The sequence below is a fragment of the Streptomyces sp. N35 genome (assembly GCF_016464295.1).
In the GTDB taxonomy this organism is placed as follows: domain Bacteria; phylum Actinomycetota; class Actinomycetes; order Streptomycetales; family Streptomycetaceae; genus Streptomyces.
Genome location: NZ_JAEIMH010000002.1, coordinates 162,700 through 180,958, shown reverse-complemented (window position 1 = coordinate 180,958; position 18,259 = coordinate 162,700). Strand labels below are relative to the sequence as shown.

Annotated in this window: 16 protein-coding genes and 1 pseudogene; 6 read left to right on the top strand and 11 right to left on the bottom strand. The window is 70.4% G+C overall.

The window, feature by feature from the left end:
* Positions 1–104: 104 nt before the first annotated feature.
* From JAO81_RS01690 to mce, 7 genes and pseudogenes are all read right to left on the bottom strand, one after another.
* Positions 105–1,037, bottom strand: a complete 933-nt coding sequence (locus JAO81_RS01690) for an ABC transporter permease (RefSeq protein ID WP_199545899.1) — start codon at positions 1,035–1,037, stop codon at positions 105–107.
* The gene (locus JAO81_RS01685) at positions 1,034–2,332 is read right to left on the bottom strand and encodes an ABC transporter ATP-binding protein (RefSeq protein ID WP_199545898.1); all 1,299 of its coding nucleotides are present in this window, start codon (positions 2,330–2,332) and stop codon (positions 1,034–1,036) included. Before JAO81_RS01685 ends, JAO81_RS01690 begins: the two co-directional genes overlap by 4 nt.
* Before the next feature lie 330 nt (positions 2,333–2,662).
* On the bottom strand, positions 2,663–3,433 hold the full coding sequence (locus tag JAO81_RS01680) for an ABC transporter permease subunit (RefSeq protein ID WP_199545897.1): 771 nt from the start codon (positions 3,431–3,433) through the stop codon (positions 2,663–2,665).
* Positions 3,434–3,436: 3 nt separating this feature from the next.
* A complete protein-coding gene (locus tag JAO81_RS01675; protein ID WP_233414775.1) occupies positions 3,437–4,411 on the bottom strand; it encodes an ABC transporter ATP-binding protein in 975 nt (324 codons plus the stop codon).
* Between the two features lie 87 nt (positions 4,412–4,498).
* Positions 4,499–5,431: a cellulose-binding protein gene (locus JAO81_RS01670; protein ID WP_199545896.1), complete on the bottom strand. Its 933-nt coding sequence runs from the start codon at positions 5,429–5,431 to the stop codon at positions 4,499–4,501.
* A gap of 300 nt (positions 5,432–5,731) precedes the next feature.
* Positions 5,732–9,485, bottom strand: a pseudogene (scy, locus tag JAO81_RS01665) (polarized growth protein Scy).
* A 239-nt stretch (positions 9,486–9,724) separates the two neighbouring features.
* On the bottom strand, positions 9,725–10,165 hold the full coding sequence (gene mce / locus JAO81_RS01660; RefSeq protein ID WP_199545895.1) for a methylmalonyl-CoA epimerase: 441 nt from the start codon (positions 10,163–10,165) through the stop codon (positions 9,725–9,727).
* Between the two features lie 139 nt (positions 10,166–10,304).
* Here mce and JAO81_RS01655 point away from each other — a divergent pair, with 139 nt between their 5' ends.
* The 4 genes from JAO81_RS01655 (at position 10,305) to JAO81_RS01640 (ending at position 14,802) form a co-directional block, all read left to right on the top strand.
* The gene (locus JAO81_RS01655) at positions 10,305–11,516 is read left to right on the top strand and encodes an acetyl-CoA C-acetyltransferase (RefSeq protein WP_199545894.1); all 1,212 of its coding nucleotides are present in this window, start codon (positions 10,305–10,307) and stop codon (positions 11,514–11,516) included.
* A gap of 57 nt (positions 11,517–11,573) precedes the next feature.
* Positions 11,574–12,530 (top strand): methylmalonyl Co-A mutase-associated GTPase MeaB, encoded by a 957-nt coding sequence (gene meaB, locus JAO81_RS01650; RefSeq protein WP_199545893.1) that lies wholly within the window; start codon positions 11,574–11,576, stop codon positions 12,528–12,530.
* A 182-nt stretch (positions 12,531–12,712) separates the two neighbouring features.
* Positions 12,713–13,384 carry a response regulator transcription factor gene (locus JAO81_RS01645; protein ID WP_199545892.1) on the top strand — a complete coding sequence of 224 codons (672 nt, stop codon included), beginning with the start codon at positions 12,713–12,715 and terminating at the stop codon, positions 13,382–13,384.
* Complete coding sequence (locus JAO81_RS01640; protein ID WP_199545891.1) at positions 13,381–14,802, top strand: HAMP domain-containing sensor histidine kinase; 1,422 nt, start codon at positions 13,381–13,383, stop codon at positions 14,800–14,802. The genes JAO81_RS01645 and JAO81_RS01640 overlap by 4 nt, the downstream gene beginning before the upstream one ends.
* Here JAO81_RS01640 and JAO81_RS01635 read toward each other — a convergent pair.
* The 4 genes from JAO81_RS01635 to JAO81_RS01620 all read right to left on the bottom strand — a co-directional run bounded on the left by JAO81_RS01635 (position 14,799) and on the right by JAO81_RS01620 (position 17,411).
* Positions 14,799–15,278, bottom strand: coding sequence for a MarR family winged helix-turn-helix transcriptional regulator (locus JAO81_RS01635; protein WP_165331636.1), 480 nt, complete (start codon positions 15,276–15,278; stop codon positions 14,799–14,801). The genes JAO81_RS01640 and JAO81_RS01635 overlap by 4 nt on opposite strands.
* Positions 15,279–15,355: 77 nt before the next feature.
* Positions 15,356–16,126, bottom strand: a complete 771-nt coding sequence (locus JAO81_RS01630; RefSeq protein ID WP_199545890.1) for an AIM24 family protein — start codon at positions 16,124–16,126, stop codon at positions 15,356–15,358.
* Entirely contained in the window at positions 16,123–16,773 is a 651-nt protein-coding gene (locus JAO81_RS01625; RefSeq protein WP_199545889.1) for an AIM24 family protein, read from the bottom strand. The genes JAO81_RS01630 and JAO81_RS01625 overlap by 4 nt, the downstream gene beginning before the upstream one ends.
* Positions 16,773–17,411: an AIM24 family protein gene (locus tag JAO81_RS01620; RefSeq protein WP_199545888.1), complete on the bottom strand. Its 639-nt coding sequence runs from the start codon at positions 17,409–17,411 to the stop codon at positions 16,773–16,775. Before JAO81_RS01620 ends, JAO81_RS01625 begins: the two co-directional genes overlap by 1 nt.
* Positions 17,412–17,509: 98 nt before the next feature.
* Here JAO81_RS01620 and JAO81_RS01615 point away from each other — a divergent pair, with 98 nt between their 5' ends.
* Entirely contained in the window at positions 17,510–17,854 is a 345-nt protein-coding gene (locus JAO81_RS01615; protein WP_199545887.1) for a DUF3817 domain-containing protein, read from the top strand.
* Positions 17,851–18,153, top strand: coding sequence for an MTH1187 family thiamine-binding protein (locus JAO81_RS01610; RefSeq protein ID WP_199545886.1), 303 nt, complete (start codon positions 17,851–17,853; stop codon positions 18,151–18,153). The genes JAO81_RS01615 and JAO81_RS01610 overlap by 4 nt, the downstream gene beginning before the upstream one ends.
* Positions 18,154–18,259: the final 106 nt, after the last annotated feature.

Genomic DNA, 18,259 nt, shown 5'->3' with positions numbered 1-18,259 from the left:
CCCAGGCCGGGCCCGAGGGCCGGGGGGACGGCGGGGGCCCCCCGCCCCCGGCGGGTCCGGCGGTCCCGTAATGCGCCTAGATACTGAGCTGTTGACCCGGCGGGTTACACATCACGCTTGTGGGTGAGAGCGAAAGCTCCCGCGAGCGCCGCGACGGTCACGCAGGCGAGGATGCCGAGCAGGCCCCAGCCGCTGCCCGAGCCCTCGTCACCCATGAAGGGCAGCTGGTAGAGGGTCGCCAGACCGTTCAGGGGCGAGTACTCGATCAGCGCCTCCTGGAGGTCGCGCAGGCTCTCCATCTGCATGAACAGGGCGAGCAGCAGCGGCAGCAGGATGACCGCGAGCATCGTGGTGATCGCACCGGCCGAGTGCCGCAGGATCGCGCCGACGGCCAGGGCGAGCAGACCGAGCAGTGCGACGTACAGCGAGGCGCCCACGGTCGCGTCGAGCCACTCGTTGGTGGTGGCGATGACCTCGCCGTTGACGATCGAGTCCTTCGGCAGGGTGGAGAACTCGCTCGGTGACTTGCCGCCGAGCATCGCCGACTGGATCAGCGCGGTGAGCGTGGTGGCCACCAGCGTCATCGTGAACGACAGCGAGAAGAAGACGAGCGCCTTCGCGGCGAGCACCCGGCCGCGCGCGGGGCAGGCGGTCATCGTCGTACGGATCATGCCCGTGCCGTACTCGGAAGTGATCACCAGGACGCCGAGCGTGACGATGCAGATCTGGCCGAGCATCAGGCCGAACAACCCGCCCGAGAGCAGCGGGATCTCGGCGTAGGTGGAGCTGGAGAGGCCGACGGCGGTCATCGTGCTGATGCCGAGGACGAGAAGGAACATCACGCCCAGCGTCCACATCGTGGAGCGCACCGAGCGGATCTTGGTCCACTCCGAGGCGAGGGCGTGGCCCAGGTGCGTGGAGCGGATCGGGATCGGCGAGGTGTAGGTCGCGGCGGGCGCGCCCTGCCAAGGGGCCGGTGCCTGCTGCATGGGGGCCGGGGCGGCCTGCGGGGGCTGGCTGCTGATCGGGCTACTCATCGGGCGGCCCCGTTCTCGTTGTTCTCGGACTTGGTCAGGTCGGGCGCGGCCGCGGGGGCAGGCGCCGGGGGAGCGGCCACCGGGGCGGCGGGAGCTTGCGCGACCGGGGCTGCCGGAGGCTGGGCCGCAGGGGCGTCGGCAGGCTGCGCGTACGGGTTCGGCACGGGAGCGGCCGACGGGGGCACAGGAGCGGCCGACGGCGGTACGGGAGCGGCCGGCGGTACGGGAGCGCCGGGCGCCCCCTGCGGCATCGCGAAGGGCTGTCCGCCGTGCTGCGGCGCCGGCGGCGCGTACCAGCCGGGCTGGCCCTGGCCGGGCACCGGCGCCTGGAACTGCGCCTGCGGCGGCGGCAGTTGCTGCAGACCGGCCTTCTGGTCGATCGTCGAGCGGTAGTCGACCGCGCCCTGCGTCATCCGCATGTACGCCTCCTCGAGCGAGGCCTGGTGCGGCGAGAGCTCCCACAGCCGTACGTCCGAGTCGTGCGCGAGATCGCTGATCCTCGGCAGCGCGAGCCCGGTCACGCGCAGTCCGCCGTCCGCCTCGGGCATCACATGCCCGCCGGCCTCGGTGAGCGCGGCCGAGAGCTTCTCGCGCGCCTGCGGCTCGGTGTCCGGGGTGCGTACGCGGGCGAAGTCCGCGGAGTTCGCCGAGATGAACTGCTTGACCGTCATGTCGGCGAGCAGCTGGCCGCGGCCGATCACGATCAGGTGGTCGGCGGTCAGCGCCATCTCGCTCATGAGGTGCGAGGAGACGAAGACCGTACGGCCCTCGGCGGCCAGCGCCTTCATGAGGTTGCGGACCCAGAGGATGCCCTCGGGGTCGAGCCCGTTGACCGGCTCGTCGAAGAGCAGCACCTGCGGGTCGCCGAGCAGCGCCGCGGCGATGCCGAGCCGCTGGCCCATGCCGAGCGAGAAGCCCTTGGAGCGCTTCTTGGCGACGTCCTGGAGCCCGACCACGCCGAGCACCTCGTCCACCCGGCGGGCCGGGATGCCGGACAGCTGGGCCAGGCACAGGAGGTGGTTACGGGCGTGCCGGCCGCCGTGCACCGCCTTGGCGTCGAGCAGCGCGCCCACCTGGCGCGGGGCGTTGGGGAGTCTGCGGTAGGGGTGGCCGGCGATGGTGACGTGGCCGGCCGTGGGGTTGTCGAGCCCGAGGATCATGCGCATCGTCGTCGACTTGCCCGAACCGTTGGGGCCCAGGAAGCCGGTGACGGCACCGGGCCGCACCTGGAAGGAAAGGTTGTACACGGCCGTCTTCGCGCCATAGCGCTTGGTCAGGCCGACTGCCTCGATCATGCTGCACCCATCGACAGGTCAGGTTCAGAACGTCGGGGCACACGGAAAGTTCGTCCCCCTTGGAGCTAAGGAGGATAACTAGCCGTTGACGGTTCCGGCCATGTGCGGCGGGTGCTATCCGGGAAACCTCAGGGGTCACACGGGCAACGTCCGTACTTTCGGCTGCGTACGGGTACCAGGTCTTGTCCGGCTGATCATGGCTGTAGGCAGTCGGGCATGATGCCCGGGTGAGCATCATCGCAACGACGGGTGCTTCCTCTTCGCGCTCTCACCTCGCCCGAGCGATCGTGGGACCGGTCCGCACCCGGTGAATGATCGGCCGGACAAGTCCTAGGCGTCCCGCTTCTTCAGGAGCAGATAGCCGATCCCCAGCGCCACGAGCACCCAGGCGATCATGATGGCGAGTCCGCCCCACGGGCCGTACGGGGTGGTGTCGTCGAAGGGCTTGACCACCTGCATGATCTTCTGGCCCGCCTGGTCCGGCAGGTAGCGCGCGACCTTCTTGGTCGCCGAGACCGAGCCGAGGATCGGGGAGATCAGGAAGAACAGCGGCATCAGGATGCCGAGCGAGAGCATCGGGCTGCGCAGGATGGACGCGACGCCCATGGAGAAGACCGCGACCAGCGTCATATAGAGCCCGCCGCCGATCACCGCGCGCAGCACCCCGGGGTCGCCGATGGCCACCTTGTGGTCGCCCATCATCGCCTGGCCGAGGAAGAAGGCGACGAAGGCCGTGACCATGCCGACCACCAGGGCCAGCGCCGTCGCCACGGCCACCTTGCTGAACAGGAACCTGCCGCGCTGCGGCACAGCGGCCAGCGAGGTGCGGATCATGCCGGTGCTGTACTCGTTGGCGACCACGAGCACGCCGAACACGATCATCGCCAGCTGCCCGAGGCCCATGCCCGCGAAGCTGATCGCGGTGGCGTCGAAGGTCAGCTGGTCCTTCGCGTCCAGCTTGTCGAAGTCACTCGTCGCGAAGTACGAGATCAGCATGCCCAGACCGATGGTGAACACCATGGCGAGCAGCAGCGTCCACGGCGTCGAGGCCACCGACTTGATCTTCGTCCACTCCGACTTCAGTACACGCGTCGAAGACATCGGTCACTGCCCCTTCTTCTGCGACCACTGATCATTCGACTGCTGCCAGCCGGAGGTGTCGGGCGCGCCGGTCTCGGAGTGTGCGTGATATTCCACGGACTCGGCCGTGAGCTGCATGAACGCCTCTTCGAGCGAGGCCTGCTGCGGGCTCAGCTCATGGAGGACGAGCTGATGCCGGGCGGCGAGCTCACCGAGCCGCTCGACCGGGGTGCCGTCCACTTCGAGGGTCCCGTTGCCGGCCTCGACGACGGTGATGCCCTCGGCGTGCAGCACATCGCGCAGCCGCTCCTGCTGGGGGGAGCGCAGCCGTGCGTAGGAGCGGGAGTTCTCGCGGATGAAGCCCGCCATCGAGGTGTCCGCGAGCAGCCGGCCCTGGCCGATGACGACGAGGTGGTCGGCGGTCAGCGCCATCTCGCTCATGAGGTGCGAGGAGACGAAGACGGTACGGCCCTGGGCCGCGAGCCCCTTCATGAGGTTGCGGATCCAGTGGATGCCCTCGGGGTCGAGCCCGTTGACCGGCTCGTCGAACATCAGGATCTGCGGGTCGCCGAGCAGGGCGCCCGCGATACCGAGGCGCTGGCCCATGCCGAGCGAGAAGCCTTTGGCCTTCTTCTTGGCGACGGCGGTGAGCCCGACGGTGTCCAGGACCTCGTGGACGCGGCTGTCGGGGATCCCGTTGGACTGCGCCAGGCAGAGCAGATGGTTGTACGCGCTGCGGCCGCCGTGCATGGCCTTGGCGTCGAGCAGGGCGCCGATGTACCGCAGCGGGTGCTTGATCTGGGCGTAGTGCCGTCCGTCGATACGGACGTCGCCGGCCGTGGGGTTGTCGAGCCCCAGCATCATGCGCATGGTCGTCGACTTGCCCGCGCCGTTCGGGCCGAGGAACCCGGTCACGATGCCGGGTCGCACGGCGAACGTGAGGTCGTTGACGGCCACCTTCTCGCCGTACCGCTTCGTCAGGCCCTCGAGCTCGATCATGCGGCCACGCTAAAACGGGACAAAGCCCCCTGCCACTTGGAGTGACCGGGGGCTCTGCCCTCGTACTGCAGCCTCAGAGGCTCCTGATCAGCGGGACTGCTGAGCCGGAACGCCCCGCGTGACGGGCTCGTCCTCCGGGGCACCGGCGGCGGCGACGGCCGCACCGGTCAGCGTGGCCAGCATCTCGCGGACGTTGGTCAGCTGCGCGTTGATGGAGTCGCGGCGGTTCGTCAGCGCGGCAAGCTCACGCTCCGATTCGCTGCGGATCCGGTCGGCCTTGGCGTTGGCGTCGGCCACGATGTCCTCGGCCTGGCGCTGCGCGGTCTCCACCGTCTGGCGGGCGCGGCGCTCGGCGTCGGTACGCAGCTTCTCGGCCTCCAGGCGGAGCTGCTCCGCGCGGTGCTCGATCTCCGCGAGGCGCTTCTCGGCCTTGGCCTGACGGGACGCGAGGTCGCGCTCCGACTGCTCGCGGCGCTTGGCCAGGTTCGTCTCGAAGTCCGCGGCGGCCTGGGCGGCCTTGGCGCGGGTCTCCTCGAAGAGCGCGTCGGCCTCCTCGCGCTTCTGCTGCGCGTCCTTCTGCGCCTCGGCGCGGAGGGTGGACGCGTCGCCCTTGGCCTTCTCGACGATCCGGACGCCCTCGTCCTCCGCCTTGGCCTTGCGGTCGGCGGCGAAGGTCTCCGCGTCATTGCGCACCTGCTGGGCCGCCGACTCGGCGAGCTCACGGTGCTGCTCGGCCGCGCGGCGGGCCTCCTCGCGCAGATCCTTGGCCTCCTCCTCGGCGAGGCGCAGGATCTTCTCGACGCGCGCGCCCAGACCGGCATACGACGGCTCGGCGTCGGATACCTGGGCCTGTGCGTTCTGCGTCTCGAGGTGGAGCTCCTCGATGCGCTTTTCCAGAGCAGTGATACGAGCCAGAGCACTGTCACGGTCGGAGACGAGCTTGGAGATACGTTCGTCCACCTGAGCGCGGTCGTACCCACGCCGCACAAGCTCGAAGCCGTAGGGGGAAGTGTCGCTCATGGGGTTCCTGTCGAATGAGACCGGTGAGGTGATAGGGGGAATCCTAGGGGTCAGGGCGGCGTGTCATCGAGCGTATGCCGGTTTGATCTGGAGAATGCCCACCCTTTTGAGTGGCTGAGCTCAAGACCGCTTGCCAGCACCAGGGTCGAACGTCCTTGTCGGGTACGGGGTTTGTGCCCCTCGCCACCCCTTGAACGGCGGGCCACCCGAACGAGGCCATCACGGACAATCCATCAGATCGTCACCCGAACGTGGCCCGGGATCTTCGGGAAAGGCCCGGAACGTCCCGCGCCGAGTCCCTCAGCTGTCCGTGGACTTGCCACCCGAACGAGGGGCGCCGACGCTCGCGCCCGCCTTGACGCCGCTGTCCTTGCCGCCGCCGACGGGAGCCTCAAAAGACTCCAACGCCTCAAGTACGTCCTGGACACGGGAGATCTCGGCCTGGATGTCCTCACGCCGGCGCACCAGGACGTCCAGCTCGCGCCTGCCCTCGTCGACGAGGCGCTCGGCCTCGGCCTCCGCCTCCGCCTTGACCCGCTCGGCCTCGCGCAGCGTCTCGGCCTTCTTCTGCTCGGCCTCCTTGAGCAGCTGCTCGGCCTTCTTGACCGCGGCGATACGGACCTTGCCCGCCTCGGAGTTGGCCTCCGAGACCAGGTTCTTGGCCTTGGCGGTGGACTCGGCGAGCTGCTCCTCGGCGGCCTTCACGAGCGCGTCGCAGCGCTCGCCCGCCGACCGCATCTGCTCGGCCGACTCGCGCCGTGCGCGCTCGTGCAGTTCCTCGATCTCGCCCGTGATGCGGTCGCGCAGCTCCTCGGCCCGCTCCCTTATGGCGGTCGCGTCCCGGCGTGCGCCGACGAGCAGCTCGTCGGCGTCCGTACGGGCCTTCTCCACCAGCGAGTTGCCCTCGACCGTCGCCTCGGAGACCAGCCGCTCCGCCTCGTTCCGCGCGGCGCCGACCATCGTGTCGGCCTGCGCCTCGGCGTCCGTGGCGGTCTTGAGGGCCTTCTCGGCGGCGTCCTGGGTGAGCTTCTCGGCCTCGGACACCGCCTCGGTGACGAGCTTGTCGACCTGCTCGGCGGCCTCGCTGCGCCGCTTGTTGGCGGCCTGGCGCGCCTCGTCGAGGGTGCGCTCGGCCTCCGACTGCGCCTCGCTGCGGATCCGTTCGGCCTCGGCGGCCGCGTCCGCCTTGATCTGCTCGGCGGCGGTACGGGTGCGCTCGGCGTGCTGCTGCGCGGAGCCGACCGTCTCGGCCGCCTCGGCCCGCAGCCGCTCGGCCTCGCCGGTCGCCTCGCCGATCAACTGGTCGGCCTGCGTGGCCGCGTCGCTGCGGATCCGGTTGGCGTCCTCGCGCGCCTCGGCCCGCGTACGGGACGCGTCCTGCTCGGCGGACGCGATCGCGTCGGAGGCCTCGGTACGCAGCCGCTGGGCGTGCTCGGCCGTCTCGGACCTGAGCCGCTCGGACTCCGCGATCGCCTCGGACATGGTGCGCTCGGCAAGCGACTTGGCGGCCTCGGACTCCTCCTGCGCCTGACGCCGTACGCGCGCGGAGTCCTCGGAGGCCCGCTCGCGCTCGGCATACGCGTCGGCGCGGACCCGGTCCGCCTCCTCCTGCGCCTCGGTCCTGGTGCGCTCGGCGGCGTGCTCGGCGGCCGAGCGAAGTCCGGAGATCTCCTCCTGGGCCTGCTCCTGCAACCCGGCGACGGAGTCCCGTACCTGCTGAGCCGTCAGCTCGGCGGCGGCCACGAGATCGGTCGCGCGGCGGTCCGCCTCCTCGACCAGTCGGGCCGCCTCGGTCTGCGCCTCGTCGACCCGGTTGCGGGCGCTGGCGAGGAGGTCCTCGCTCTGCTCGCGGGCCCGCTCACGCTCCTGGTCGGCCTCGCCGCGCGCGGCGGTGAGCAGCTCCTCGGCCTCGCGCCGGCGCCGGCCGGCTTCCTCCTGCGCGGCCCGCAGGGCCTCGGCGGCCTCGGTGCCCACCCGCTCGGCGGCGGTCTGCGCCTCGGCGCGGATCCGGTCCGCGCTGTCCTGAGCCTCGGCCTTCAACTGCTCGGCCTCGGTGGCTGCTTCGGTCCGCAGCCGTACGGCGAAGGCCTCGGCGTCGGCACGGCTCTGCGCCGTGTCCGAAGCCGCCTCGGTCCGCAGCCGCTCCGCCTCGGTCTCGGCCTGCGACCTGCAGCGCCCGGATCCGTTCGGCGGCCCCGGTGCGCAGCCGCTCGGCCCCTCCGGCGGCCCCCCGGCGCAGCCGTTCGGCCTCGGCGCGCGCCTCGACGAGGGCGGCCTCGGCGGCGGTGATGCGCTGCTCGGCCTCGGTGTGCAGCCGGGTCAGCTCGTCGGCCGCCTCCGACTGCCGCTGCGCAATGGCCCGTTCGGTGTCCTCGCGCAGCTTCCGCGCCGCCTGTTCGGCCTCCGCCTTGACGGCTTCGGCGCGCTCCTCGGCCTCGGTGCGGTGCCGTTCGGCCTCGGCGCGGGTGCGCTCAAGCGTTTCCTCGGCCTGCTTGCGCAGCGTCGTGGCGCGCTCGATGGCCTCCGTGCGAACGCGCTCGGCCTCGGTGCCCGCGGCGCCGCGCAGTTCATCGGCGTCCGTACGCGCCTTCGCGAGCAGCTCCTCGGCGGAGGAGGCCGCCTCCTCGATCTGCTGCACCGCCTCGCGCCGCGCCTCGCCCCGGATGCGCTCGCCCTCGGCGACGGCCTCGGCGCGCAGCTGCTCGGCCTCGCCGCGCAGCCGGCGCGCCTCCTCCTGCAGCTCCTCGGTCTTGGCGCGGTACTCCTTGGTGTCGTCCTTGGCCGCGCCCTTGAGCTGCTCGGCGATCTCCTGCGCCTGGCCGCGCAGCCGGTCGGCCTCGGCCTGGGCCTCGCCGCGGATCCGCTCGGCCTCCTCGCTCGCCGCCTTGGTGGTGGCCTTGGCGTTCTCGGAGGCTTTGTTGAGTACGTCCTCGGCGGTCTTGGCCGCCTTGGAGAGCTGGGACGCCGACTCCTCGGCGGTGATGGTGCGGGCCTTCTCGGTGGCCTCCGCGGTGACCTTCTCGGCGGCCGCGCGGGCGTCCGCGAGCAGCTGCTCGGCCTGCGCCTTGGCGGCCTCTGCCTCCTTGGTCGCCTCGCTGACCAGGCGCGCCACCTGCTCCTTGGCGGTGCGGGTGCGCTGCTCGTTGGTCGACTCGGCGCTCGTGATCCGCTTCTCGGCGGACTCCTTCGCCTCGGCGACGACCTTCTCGGCCTCGGCGCGCGCCTCGCGCAGCGCGGTCTCGGCCTCCTGCATCCGCTGCTCGGCGGCGCGGGACAGCTCGGTGGCCTGGCGGCGGGCCTGGTCGGACTCGGAGGCGGTCGACGTCCGCAGCTGCTCGGCGTGGTCGGTGGCCTCCTGTGCCTGCGTGGACGCGGCGTTCAGGAGACGCTCGGCGTCCGCGCGGGCCCGGCGCAGGATCTCCTGCGCCTCGGTGCGGGCGGACTCGGCCTCGTCGGTCAGGCGCTGACGGGCCTCGGCGTTGATCCGCTCGGCCTCGGCGCGTGCGGCGGCCAGGGCCTGGTCGGCCTCGGCGCGGGAGTCGTCGAGCAGGCGGCGGGCCTGCTGCTCGGTACGGGCGCGCAGCTGCTCGGCCCACGCCACGTTCTCGTTGACGTGGTTCTCGACGGTCCTGCGGCGCTCGGCCAGCTCCTGGTCGAGCTGCTGACGGCGGGACACGGCCTCGGAATGCAGCTCGGACTGCAGCCGGGCCTGCTGTTCGGCGTGCTCCTGGAGGATGCGCTGGGTCTGGGCACGGGCCTCGCGCAGCTCGCGCTCGGCGTCGGTGCGCAGCTGGTCGGCCTGGATCTGGGCGTTACGGAGCAGCTGCTCGGCCTGGTAGCCGATGTCAGCCGTGTCGTAGGCAGGGCGGCTCGCGAGGCTGCGGCGCGCCTCGTGGAGCTTGGCGCGCAACACCTCGACCTGGTACCCCAGGTCCTCGGCGTGCTGAACCGCCTTCTCGCGGTCCTTCTTCAGCCGGTCCATCTCGGCTTCGAACCGAGAGAGGCTGTCGGTCTCAGCCGGCCGCCTGTTCTCCTGGCCTTCGTAGCCCCGCACTGCGCGGTCCCATCCTTCCCCAAGCTCTTCGAGCAGGGGAGACCCCAACCCTGGTCGCAAGTCTCTCCAACCGAGCCCTGTCCATCCGCCGAACGGGGCTCCCGGGGAATGGTGTCAGATCATCGGCAGGGCAGGGGCGGCTGCCCCGACGCCCGTCCCCCGAAATCGAGACCCCGGCAAGCGGCCGTGCCACGTACACGCACGACCGCCCCAACCCTACCGGGCCCGATAACGCGAGGTCAGTGGTCCTGGGACTCGGCCGGTGCGGAAGTGACGAGTTCCGTGAGGACTCCGTGACAGTCCTTGGGGTGCAGGAACGTGATCCGCGACCCCATCGAACCGCGGCGCGGCTCGTCATAAAGGACACGGACGCCCTTTTCGCGTACGGAAGCGGCGTCGGCGTCGACGTCGGCCGTACCGAACGCGATGTGATGAACTCCCTCCCCGTTCTTGGCGAGCCACTTCGCGACCGTGGAGTCCTCGCGGATCGGCTCGAGCAGTTGGAGGTACGAAGCCCCTCCGTCGGAGGTCTCATTGATCTTGAGCATGGCTTCGCGTACGCCCTGCTCCTCGTTGACCTCGGTGTGGAAGACCTCGAAGCCGTACGTGGAGACGTAGAACTCCACCGTCTTCTCAAGGTCGTGGCAGGCGATCCCGATGTGGTCGATGCGCGTCAGCATCCGTCCAGTGCAGCGCCTCGGGCCGCGATTACGCAACGTGCGCGCGATCACACTCTCAGCCCGGTGACCCGGGCGGGTACTCGTCAGTACATTGCGAGTAAACCCTCGTTCACTCCTCATCTCCTAGGGGCCAAGCCTCATGTCTGGAACTTCTGGAACGAACAGCTCGACCTCAGTGATCGTCTCCGGGGCCCGCACGCCCATGGGACGCCTGCTGGGTTCGCTGAAGTCCTTCTCCGGAGCCGACCTCGGCGGCTTCGCGATCAAGGCCGCGCTCGAGCGGGCGGGCATCGGCGGTGACCAGGTCCAATACGTCATCATGGGGCAGGTCCTCCAGGCCGGGGCAGGGCAGATCCCGGCGCGCCAGGCGGCCGTGCAGGCCGGCATTCCGATGAACGTCCCCGCGCTGACGGTCAACAAGGTCTGTCTCTCCGGCCTGGACGCGATCGCGCTCGCGGACCAGCTGATCCGCGCCGGCGAGTTCGACATCGTGGTCGCGGGCGGCCAGGAGTCGATGACCAACGCCCCGCATCTGCTGCCGAAGTCTCGAGAGGGCTTCAAGTACGGCGCGATCGAAATGCTGGACTCCATGGCCCACGATGGACTGACCGACTCCTTCGAGGGGATCGCGATGGGTGAGTCCACGGAGAAGCACAACACCCGCCTGGGCCTGAAGCGCGCCGACCAGGACGAGATCGGTGCGCTCTCGCACCAGCGCGCGGCGGCCGCGCAGGCCAACGGCATCTTCGAGGCCGAGATCACCCCCGTCGAGATCCCGCAGCGCAAGGGCGACGCGGTGATCTTCGCCAAGGACGAGGGCATCCGCCCCGAGACCACCGCCGAGTCCCTCGGCAAGCTGCGTCCGGCCTTCGCGAAGGACGGCACCATCACGGCGGGCACCGCCTCGCAGATCTCCGACGGTGCGGCGGCGGTCGTGGTGATGAGCAAGACCAAGGCCATCGAGCTGGGTCTGGAGTGGATCGCGGAGATCGGCGCGCACGGCAATGTGGCGGGCCCGGACAACTCGCTGCAGTCGCAGCCGTCCAACGCCATCCAGCACGCCGTGAAGAAGGAGGGCATCTCGGTCGAGGACCTCGACCTGATCGAGATCAACGAGGCCTTTGCGGCGGTTTCGGTCCAGTCAATGAAGGACCTCGGCGTTACCCCGGAAAAGGTGAACGTCAACGGTGGCGCGATTGCCCTGGGCCACCCCATCGGCATGTCCGGCGCCCGGATCGTGCTCCACCTGGCCCTCGAGCTCAAGCGCCGTGGCGGCGGCGTGGGTGCGGCGGCGCTGTGCGGTGGCGGCGGTCAGGGTGACGCGCTGATCGTGCGGGTGCCCAAGGCCTGAGGTCCTGCCCTTTCCCAGGGCTGCTTCCCGTAGGCGTACGAACGAACTGGAGCTGAGATGCACGACGTCCCCTCGCTGGTGGCTCAGGCGCGGGAGGGCCGGCCGCGGGCCGTGGCCCGGCTGATCTCGCTGGTCGAGGGGGCGTCGCCGCAGCTGCGGGAGGTGATGGCGGCGCTCGCGCCGCTGACCGGCCACGCCTACGTGGTCGGGCTCACCGGCTCGCCCGGTGTCGGCAAGTCGACATCGACCTCGGCCCTGGTGTCGGCGTACCGGCGGGCCGGCAAGCGGGTCGGGGTCCTCGCGGTGGATCCCTCGTCGCCCTTCTCGGGCGGCGCGCTGCTCGGTGACCGGATCCGGATGGCGGACCACGCCTCGGATCCCGGTGTCTACATCCGCTCGATGGCCACGCGCGGCCATCTCGGCGGTCTCGCCTGGGCCGCGCCCCAGGCGATCCGTGTGCTCGACGCCGCGGGCTGCGATGTCGTGCTCGTCGAGACGGTCGGCGTCGGGCAGTCCGAGGTGGAGATCGCCTCCCAGGCGGACACCTCCGTGGTGCTGCTCGCCCCCGGGATGGGGGACGGGATCCAGGCGGCGAAGGCCGGGATCCTGGAGATCGGCGATGTGTACGTGGTCAACAAGGCCGACCGGGACGGTGCGGACTCCACGGTGCGCGAGCTCAACCACATGCTGGGTCTGGGGGAGTCGCGCGGTCCCGGCGACTGGCGTCCCCCGATCGTCAAGACGGTCGCGTCACGGGCCGAGGGCGTCGACGAGGTGGTCGAGGCCCTGGAGAAGCACCGGGCCTGGATGGAGGAGCGGGGCGTGCTCGCCGAGCGGCGTACGGCCCGTGCCGCCCACGAGGTGGAGACCATCGCGGTCACGGCGCTCCGCGAACGGATCGCGGACCTCCGCGGCGACCAGCGGCTGGGCGCGCTGGCGGAGCGGGTCGCGGCGGGCTCCTTGGATCCCTACGCGGCGGCGGATGAGCTGGTGTCGGGCCTCACACAGGGCTGAGGCGCTTTCGGCTGCGGCTGGGTGGGGGCCTGCGGCGGGCTGCTTTCCCCTGCCCGCCCCTTCCCGAAACCGGGGGCTCCGCCCCCGGACCCCCTCATCCGAACTCCGTTCGGATCTGCTCAAACGCCGCAGGGGCTGAGTTGCTGAAGATCCCTTCAGGCGCCCCCTGCGATCCTTGAGGCATGCGCCTGCTGATCGTCGAGGACGAAAAACGTCTCGCCCTGTCCCTCGCCAAGGGCCTCACCGCCGAGGGCTACGCCGTGGACGTCGTGCACGACGGGCTCGAAGGGCTGCACATGGCGGCCGAGAACCCGTACGACCTGCTCATCCTCGACATCATGCTGCCTGGCATGAACGGCTACCGCGTCTGCGCAACCCTGCGCGCCGCCGGCAACGACGTACCGATCCTGATGCTCACCGCCAAGGACGGCGAGTACGACGAGGCCGAAGGGCTCGACACCGGCGCCGACGACTACCTCACCAAGCCGTTCTCGTACGTCGTGCTCGTGGCGCGGATCAAGGCGCTCCTGCGCAGGCGGGGGAGCAGCGGGAGTGCCTCACCCGTGATCGAGCTCGGCGAGTTCAAAGTCGACACCGCGGCCCGCCGTGTGCACCGGGGCGAGGAGGAGATCGTCGTCACCGCCAAGGAGTTCGCGGTGCTCGAGCAGCTCGCCACCCGCGCCGGCGAGGTCGTGTCCAAGGCCGAGATCCTCGAGCACGTGTGGGACTTCGCGTACGAGGGCGACCCCAACATCGTCGAGGTGTACGTCAGCACCCTGCGCCGCAAGCTCGGCGCCCAGCTGATCAAGACCGTGCGCGGCGCCGGCTACCGGCTCGAGAGCGAAGAGCGATGAGGCGGTTCTTCTCGTCCGTACGCGCCCGGGCCGCCCTCGGCGCCACCACCGTCGTCGCCATCGCCCTGATCGGCGCCGGCACCGCGGTGTTCCTGTCGCTGCGCGCCAACCTCACCGAACAGGCCTCCGGCTCGGCCGAGTCCGCCGCCCGCCGCGTCGCCTCCCAGCTCGCCGCCGGAACCCCGTACGCGAACCTCGAACTGCCCGACAGCGAGGACCATCCGGTCCAGGTCATCGACCGCGAGGACCGGCTGCGTGCCGCGAGCGAGGATCTGGAGGCGATCAGCGGGACCGGGGTCGCAGCGGTCAAGCCGCGGCCCTCCCTCGCGCCCGACCAGGACGAGGAGGACGACGACCGGGACCAGGACGACCCCGAGGTCGGCGAGATCTCCGACCGCGTCTGGTACGGCAAGGGCAAGGCGACCGTCGACGGCGAGAGAGGGGACTACCAGTTCGCCGCCGTCGAGGTGACCACACGGGACGACACCACCGTCGAGGTGTACGCGGGTGCCCCGCTCAGCGCCACGGAGGGTGCCGCGAGCACCGCGCTGACCTCGATGCTGATCGGTCTGCCCGCCCTGGTGCTCATCGTCGGCGGCGTCACCTGGCTCGCCACCCAGCGCGCGCTGCGCCCGGTCGAGGGCATCCGCCAGGAGATGGCCGCGATCACCGCGTCCGAGGACCTGAGCCGCCGCGTGCCCGAGCCGGACACGCACGACGAGATCGCCAGGCTCGCGAAGACCACCAACGAGACGCTGGCCGCCCTCGAGGCGAGCGTCGAGCGGCAGCGCCGCTTCGTCGCCGACGCCTCGCACGAGCTGCGCAGCCCGATCGCCTCCCTGCGCACCCAGCTCGAAGTGGCCGCCGCCCACCCGGAGTTGCTGGACCTGGACGGCGCGGTGGAGGACACCGTACGGCTGCAGGCGCTCGCCGCCGATCTGCTGCTGCTCGCGCGCCTGGACGCGGGGGAGCGGCCGGCGGACGCCCGGGTCGATCTCGCGGCGCTGGTGCGCGAGGAGGTCTCACAGCGGGTCGCCGACACGATTCCCGTACGGACGCAGGCGGACGGGAGCGTCGAAGTGAACGGTTCGCGCGGCCAGTTGGCCAGGGTGCTCGGCAACCTGCTCGACAACGCGCAGCGCCACGCCCGTTCCCGTATCACCGTCACCCTCACCACCGAAGGCGAGCACGCGGTCCTCACCGTTGCCGACGACGGCGCGGGCGTCCCCGAGGCCGAACGGGCGCGGATCTTCGAGCGCTTCGTCCGCCTCGACGACGCACGCACACGTGACGAGGGCGGCGCCGGACTCGGGCTCGCGATCGCCCGTGATGTGGTGCGGCGCCATGGCGGCCGGATGAGTGTCGGCGGCTCATCGGACGGCGGGGCGCTGTTCGAGGTCGAACTGCCGCTGGGTTAGGGCTTGCCGCGCTGCGTGCGCAGATGCTCGGCGATCGGCTTGAGCGTGGCGCGCAGCGAGGCGAGCGACTCCGGCGTCATCAAGTCGATGTAGTGCTTGCGCACCGAGGCGACGTGGTGCGGCGCGACCTTCTTCATGGTCGCGTGGCCCTCGTCGGTGAGCACCGCGAACAGACCGCGGCGGTCGGACTCGCAGTTCTCGCGGCGTACGAGCCCGGCGTTCTCCATCCGCGTGATCTGGTGCGACAGCCGGCTCTTGGACTGCAGGGTCGCGGTGGCCAGATCGCTCATCCGCATCCGCAGGTCCTCGGACTCGGAGAGATTGACCAGGATCTCGTAGTCGTTCATCGTCAGGCCGAACGGCTGCAGATCCTTTTCCATCTGATACGTGAGGAGCCGGTTCACGGCGAGATAGGTGCGCCAGGCGCACTGCTCGTCCTCGGTGAGCCAGCGGGGGGTGGCGTTGTCGGTCTCCATGAATCGATTCTACCTAGAAAGTTGAAATTCGAACCATCGGTGGGGCGACGTCACACACCGCAGACTACCGTTCACGTTCAGAGCCCGAACCGCCGCTGCAGGCCTCCGAGCTGCCCCGGCAGCCGCGGCACCCCCGGCTGACCCGGCGTTCCCTGTCCGCCCGGCACTCCCGCCTGCTGCGGCACATGCCCGGTCGCCTGCTCGGCCATGAGCGCCTCGCTGGACTGCAGCAGTACGGTCCCGGCCCCGTCGAACTCGAACTGGTGCTCCTCGCCGGAGGCCCCGCCGATTCCGGTCAGCGCCCGTACGCCGCCCATCACGCCCGACATGTAGCCGTGGTCGTAGTGGTGGCACGGCGAGGGGCAGTCCGCCCAGCCGACGAGCGCCTGCGGGTCGACGCGGATCGGCGGCTCCATGAAGACCACGGGGCCGTTGGACGCGGCCACGAACTTGCCGGTCCCGATCAGTGTCAGGAAGCCCGGCACGATCGACTGCTTCAGGGCCAGCGTCGGCTGGTACGCGAGCAGATTTCCGGACCTGATCGTCAGGTTCCCGTTCTCCAGGTCGTACGAGTTCACGTCGAAGGAGCGGTCCGCGAGCAGCATCTTGCCGCTGCCCTCGGCCACCACCCAGTCGCTCGCGTGCAGCGGCGAGTGGAAGGACGTACGGACCAGGCGGTCGAGCCGCCCGTGCCCGATGCCGTTGAACTCGATCGACCCGTAGTAGGCGATCATCTTGCCCTTCTGCAGGAACCACTGGCTCCCCTTGAGCTCCACGCAGAAGGTGTACGCATTGACGTTGTCGTCGACCGGCAGGGTCTGCGGGTCGTGGATCACAGGGCCGGTCACAGCTTCTCCTCCGAGGCCTGGACGTACACCGCGCCGTTGCCGGACAGCTCCAGCTGGAACGCCTCACCCGAACCGCGGCCGACGGCGTCGCGCCAGGTCAGCGCGGTGGACAGCTTGTTGCGTACGTCGCCGTGGTGGGCGACGTAGGCCTGCGGGTCGACATGGATGGGGCGCTGCGGGGTGATCGGGATCTCGATGACTCCGCCGTGCGCCATCACGGCCACCGCGCCGTGGCCCTTGAGCGTCGTCGTGAACAGGCCCTGCCCGGTCACCTGGCCGCGCACCATGCCCATGACCCCGCCCTGCGAGCCCATGAACATCGTGCCCTGCTGCAGCGTCCCGTCGAACGCGAGCAGCCGGTCGGCCTCCACGTACAAGGTGTCGCCGGTCAGGCTGATCACCTGGATGTGGTGGCCACCGTGACCGAACATCACGGTGCCGCTGCCCTCGACCGTCATCAGCGGGGTCGCCTCGCCGGCCATGCGTCGGCCGATCATCGAGCCGATACCGCCCTGTCCGCCCTGGATGTTGGGCGTGAAGGAGACCTCTCCCTTGTACGCGAGCATCGCGCCGCGCTGGGAGAAGAGCTTCTGACCGGGCCCGATCTGGGCCTCGATCATCTTGGAGTTGATCTCGCGGAACGGCATCAGACATCGCCCCCGATGGTGTTCCGCTCGCTCGGCTGCACGTACACGAGCCCGTCGCCCTCGAAGCGGACCTGGAAGGCCTCGCCGCCGCCCTCGCCCATGAAGGTGCGGAAGGTCACGCCGGACTGGAAGGACTGGCGCACATTGCCCTGGTGCGCGATGTACGCGCCCGGGTCGACGGTCAGCGGGTACTGGGGCGAGACCCGTAGGACCACGGCGGGACCGTCGGACATCAGGGCCGCCTGGCCCGTGCCCTCGATGGTCGTGGTGAACAGGCCGTTGCCCGAGGTCGCGCCGCGCATACCGGTGAAGGTCGTGCCCGTGCGCAGCCCCGCGTCCGTGGCCAGCAGGTTGCTGGCCTCGACGTAGAGCTTGTCGCCCTGGAGGTTGACGAGGTTGATCTCGGAGGCGCGGTCGGCGAAGAAGCAGGTGCCCTGCCCCTTCACTTCCATCAGCACCATCTGCTCACCGGTCAGCCGGCGCGTCACCATGCCGCGTATGCCTTCGCCACCCCCGGAGAGTTTCTTGAACGCCATCTGGCCGTCATAGGCGACCATCGCGCCGTTCTTCGCCTTCACGGCGTCGCCGGACAGGTCGACGGCGAGCACCTTGCTGCCTTGGAGTCGGAACGTTGCCACGGGGTGACGTTAGCCGTCAGGGCATACCCGCCGACAGGGGCAGAAGTCGGATCCGTACCCTGAGAGGACCCTGACCCCTGTCTCGAAGGTGCCCTCCAGTGGACATCAAGACCGCCTCCGCGCTCAGCCGTCTCCGACTCGTCTCCGCGCCGGAGGCAGTGTCCTTCCTGCTGCTGCTCGTCTGCTCGGTGCTCAAGCGCACCACGGAGTTCAACGCCGTCCCGGTGATGGGCGCGATCCACGGCCTGCTCTTCGTCCTCTACGTGCTGTTCTGGCTCGACGCCTGGAACCGCACCAAGTGGGACCTGAAGACCGCCGCTCTGTACTTCGTGCTCTCGGTGCTGCCCTTCGGCGGCTTCTACGCGGAGCGCAAGCTCAAGCGCGAGGCCGAGTCCGCGGTGATCGCCTCCCGCGCCCGTCGTGAAGGGGTCGTCGGCGCATGATCGTCGCGTTCTCGGTCACGCCGCTCGGTGTCGGCGACGAAGTCGGGGAGTACGTCGCCGACGCCGTCCGAGTCGTCCGCGACTCCGGCCTCGCGTACCGCACCGACGCGATGTTCACGTCCGTCGAGGGGGAGAGCTGGGACGAGGTGATGGACGTCATCAAGCGCGCCGTCGCCGCCGTCGAGGCACGGGCGCCCCGGGTCTCCGTCGTGATGAAGGCGGACATCCGCCCGGGCCACACGGACGGGCTGACGAAGAAGGCGGAGACCGTGCAGAGGTATCTGGCGCAGGGGGACTGACCCCGCGCCGACCAGCTCCGGTAGTTCCGGAAAAACCCCCGCCCCCCCCGGGGGGGGGGTTCTCCGACCCGGGAGGTGGGGACTCCCCCCAGATTGTGTATCTTCC

Excerpts from the sequence above, each read along its gene's own strand:
- JAO81_RS01690 (WP_199545899.1), bottom strand. The coding sequence starts at position 1,037 with ATGAGTAGCCCGATCAGCAGCCAGCCCCCGCAGGCCGCCCCGGCCCCC.
- JAO81_RS01685 (WP_199545898.1), bottom strand. The coding sequence starts at position 2,332 with ATGATCGAGGCAGTCGGCCTGACCAAGCGCTATGGCGCGAAGACGGCC.
- JAO81_RS01680 (WP_199545897.1), bottom strand. The coding sequence starts at position 3,433 with ATGTCTTCGACGCGTGTACTGAAGTCGGAGTGGACGAAGATCAAGTCG.
- JAO81_RS01675 (WP_233414775.1), bottom strand. The coding sequence starts at position 4,411 with ATGATCGAGCTCGAGGGCCTGACGAAGCGGTACGGCGAGAAGGTGGCC.
- JAO81_RS01670 (WP_199545896.1), bottom strand. The coding sequence starts at position 5,431 with ATGAGCGACACTTCCCCCTACGGCTTCGAGCTTGTGCGGCGTGGGTAC.
- mce (WP_199545895.1), bottom strand. The coding sequence starts at position 10,165 with ATGCTGACGCGCATCGACCACATCGGGATCGCCTGCCACGACCTTGAG.
- JAO81_RS01655 (WP_199545894.1), top strand. The coding sequence starts at position 10,305 with ATGTCTGGAACTTCTGGAACGAACAGCTCGACCTCAGTGATCGTCTCC.
- meaB (WP_199545893.1), top strand. The coding sequence starts at position 11,574 with ATGCACGACGTCCCCTCGCTGGTGGCTCAGGCGCGGGAGGGCCGGCCG.
- JAO81_RS01645 (WP_199545892.1), top strand. The coding sequence starts at position 12,713 with ATGCGCCTGCTGATCGTCGAGGACGAAAAACGTCTCGCCCTGTCCCTC.
- JAO81_RS01640 (WP_199545891.1), top strand. The coding sequence starts at position 13,381 with ATGAGGCGGTTCTTCTCGTCCGTACGCGCCCGGGCCGCCCTCGGCGCC.
- JAO81_RS01635 (WP_165331636.1), bottom strand. The coding sequence starts at position 15,278 with ATGGAGACCGACAACGCCACCCCCCGCTGGCTCACCGAGGACGAGCAG.
- JAO81_RS01625 (WP_199545889.1), bottom strand. The coding sequence starts at position 16,773 with ATGCCGTTCCGCGAGATCAACTCCAAGATGATCGAGGCCCAGATCGGG.
- JAO81_RS01610 (WP_199545886.1), top strand. The coding sequence starts at position 17,851 with ATGATCGTCGCGTTCTCGGTCACGCCGCTCGGTGTCGGCGACGAAGTC.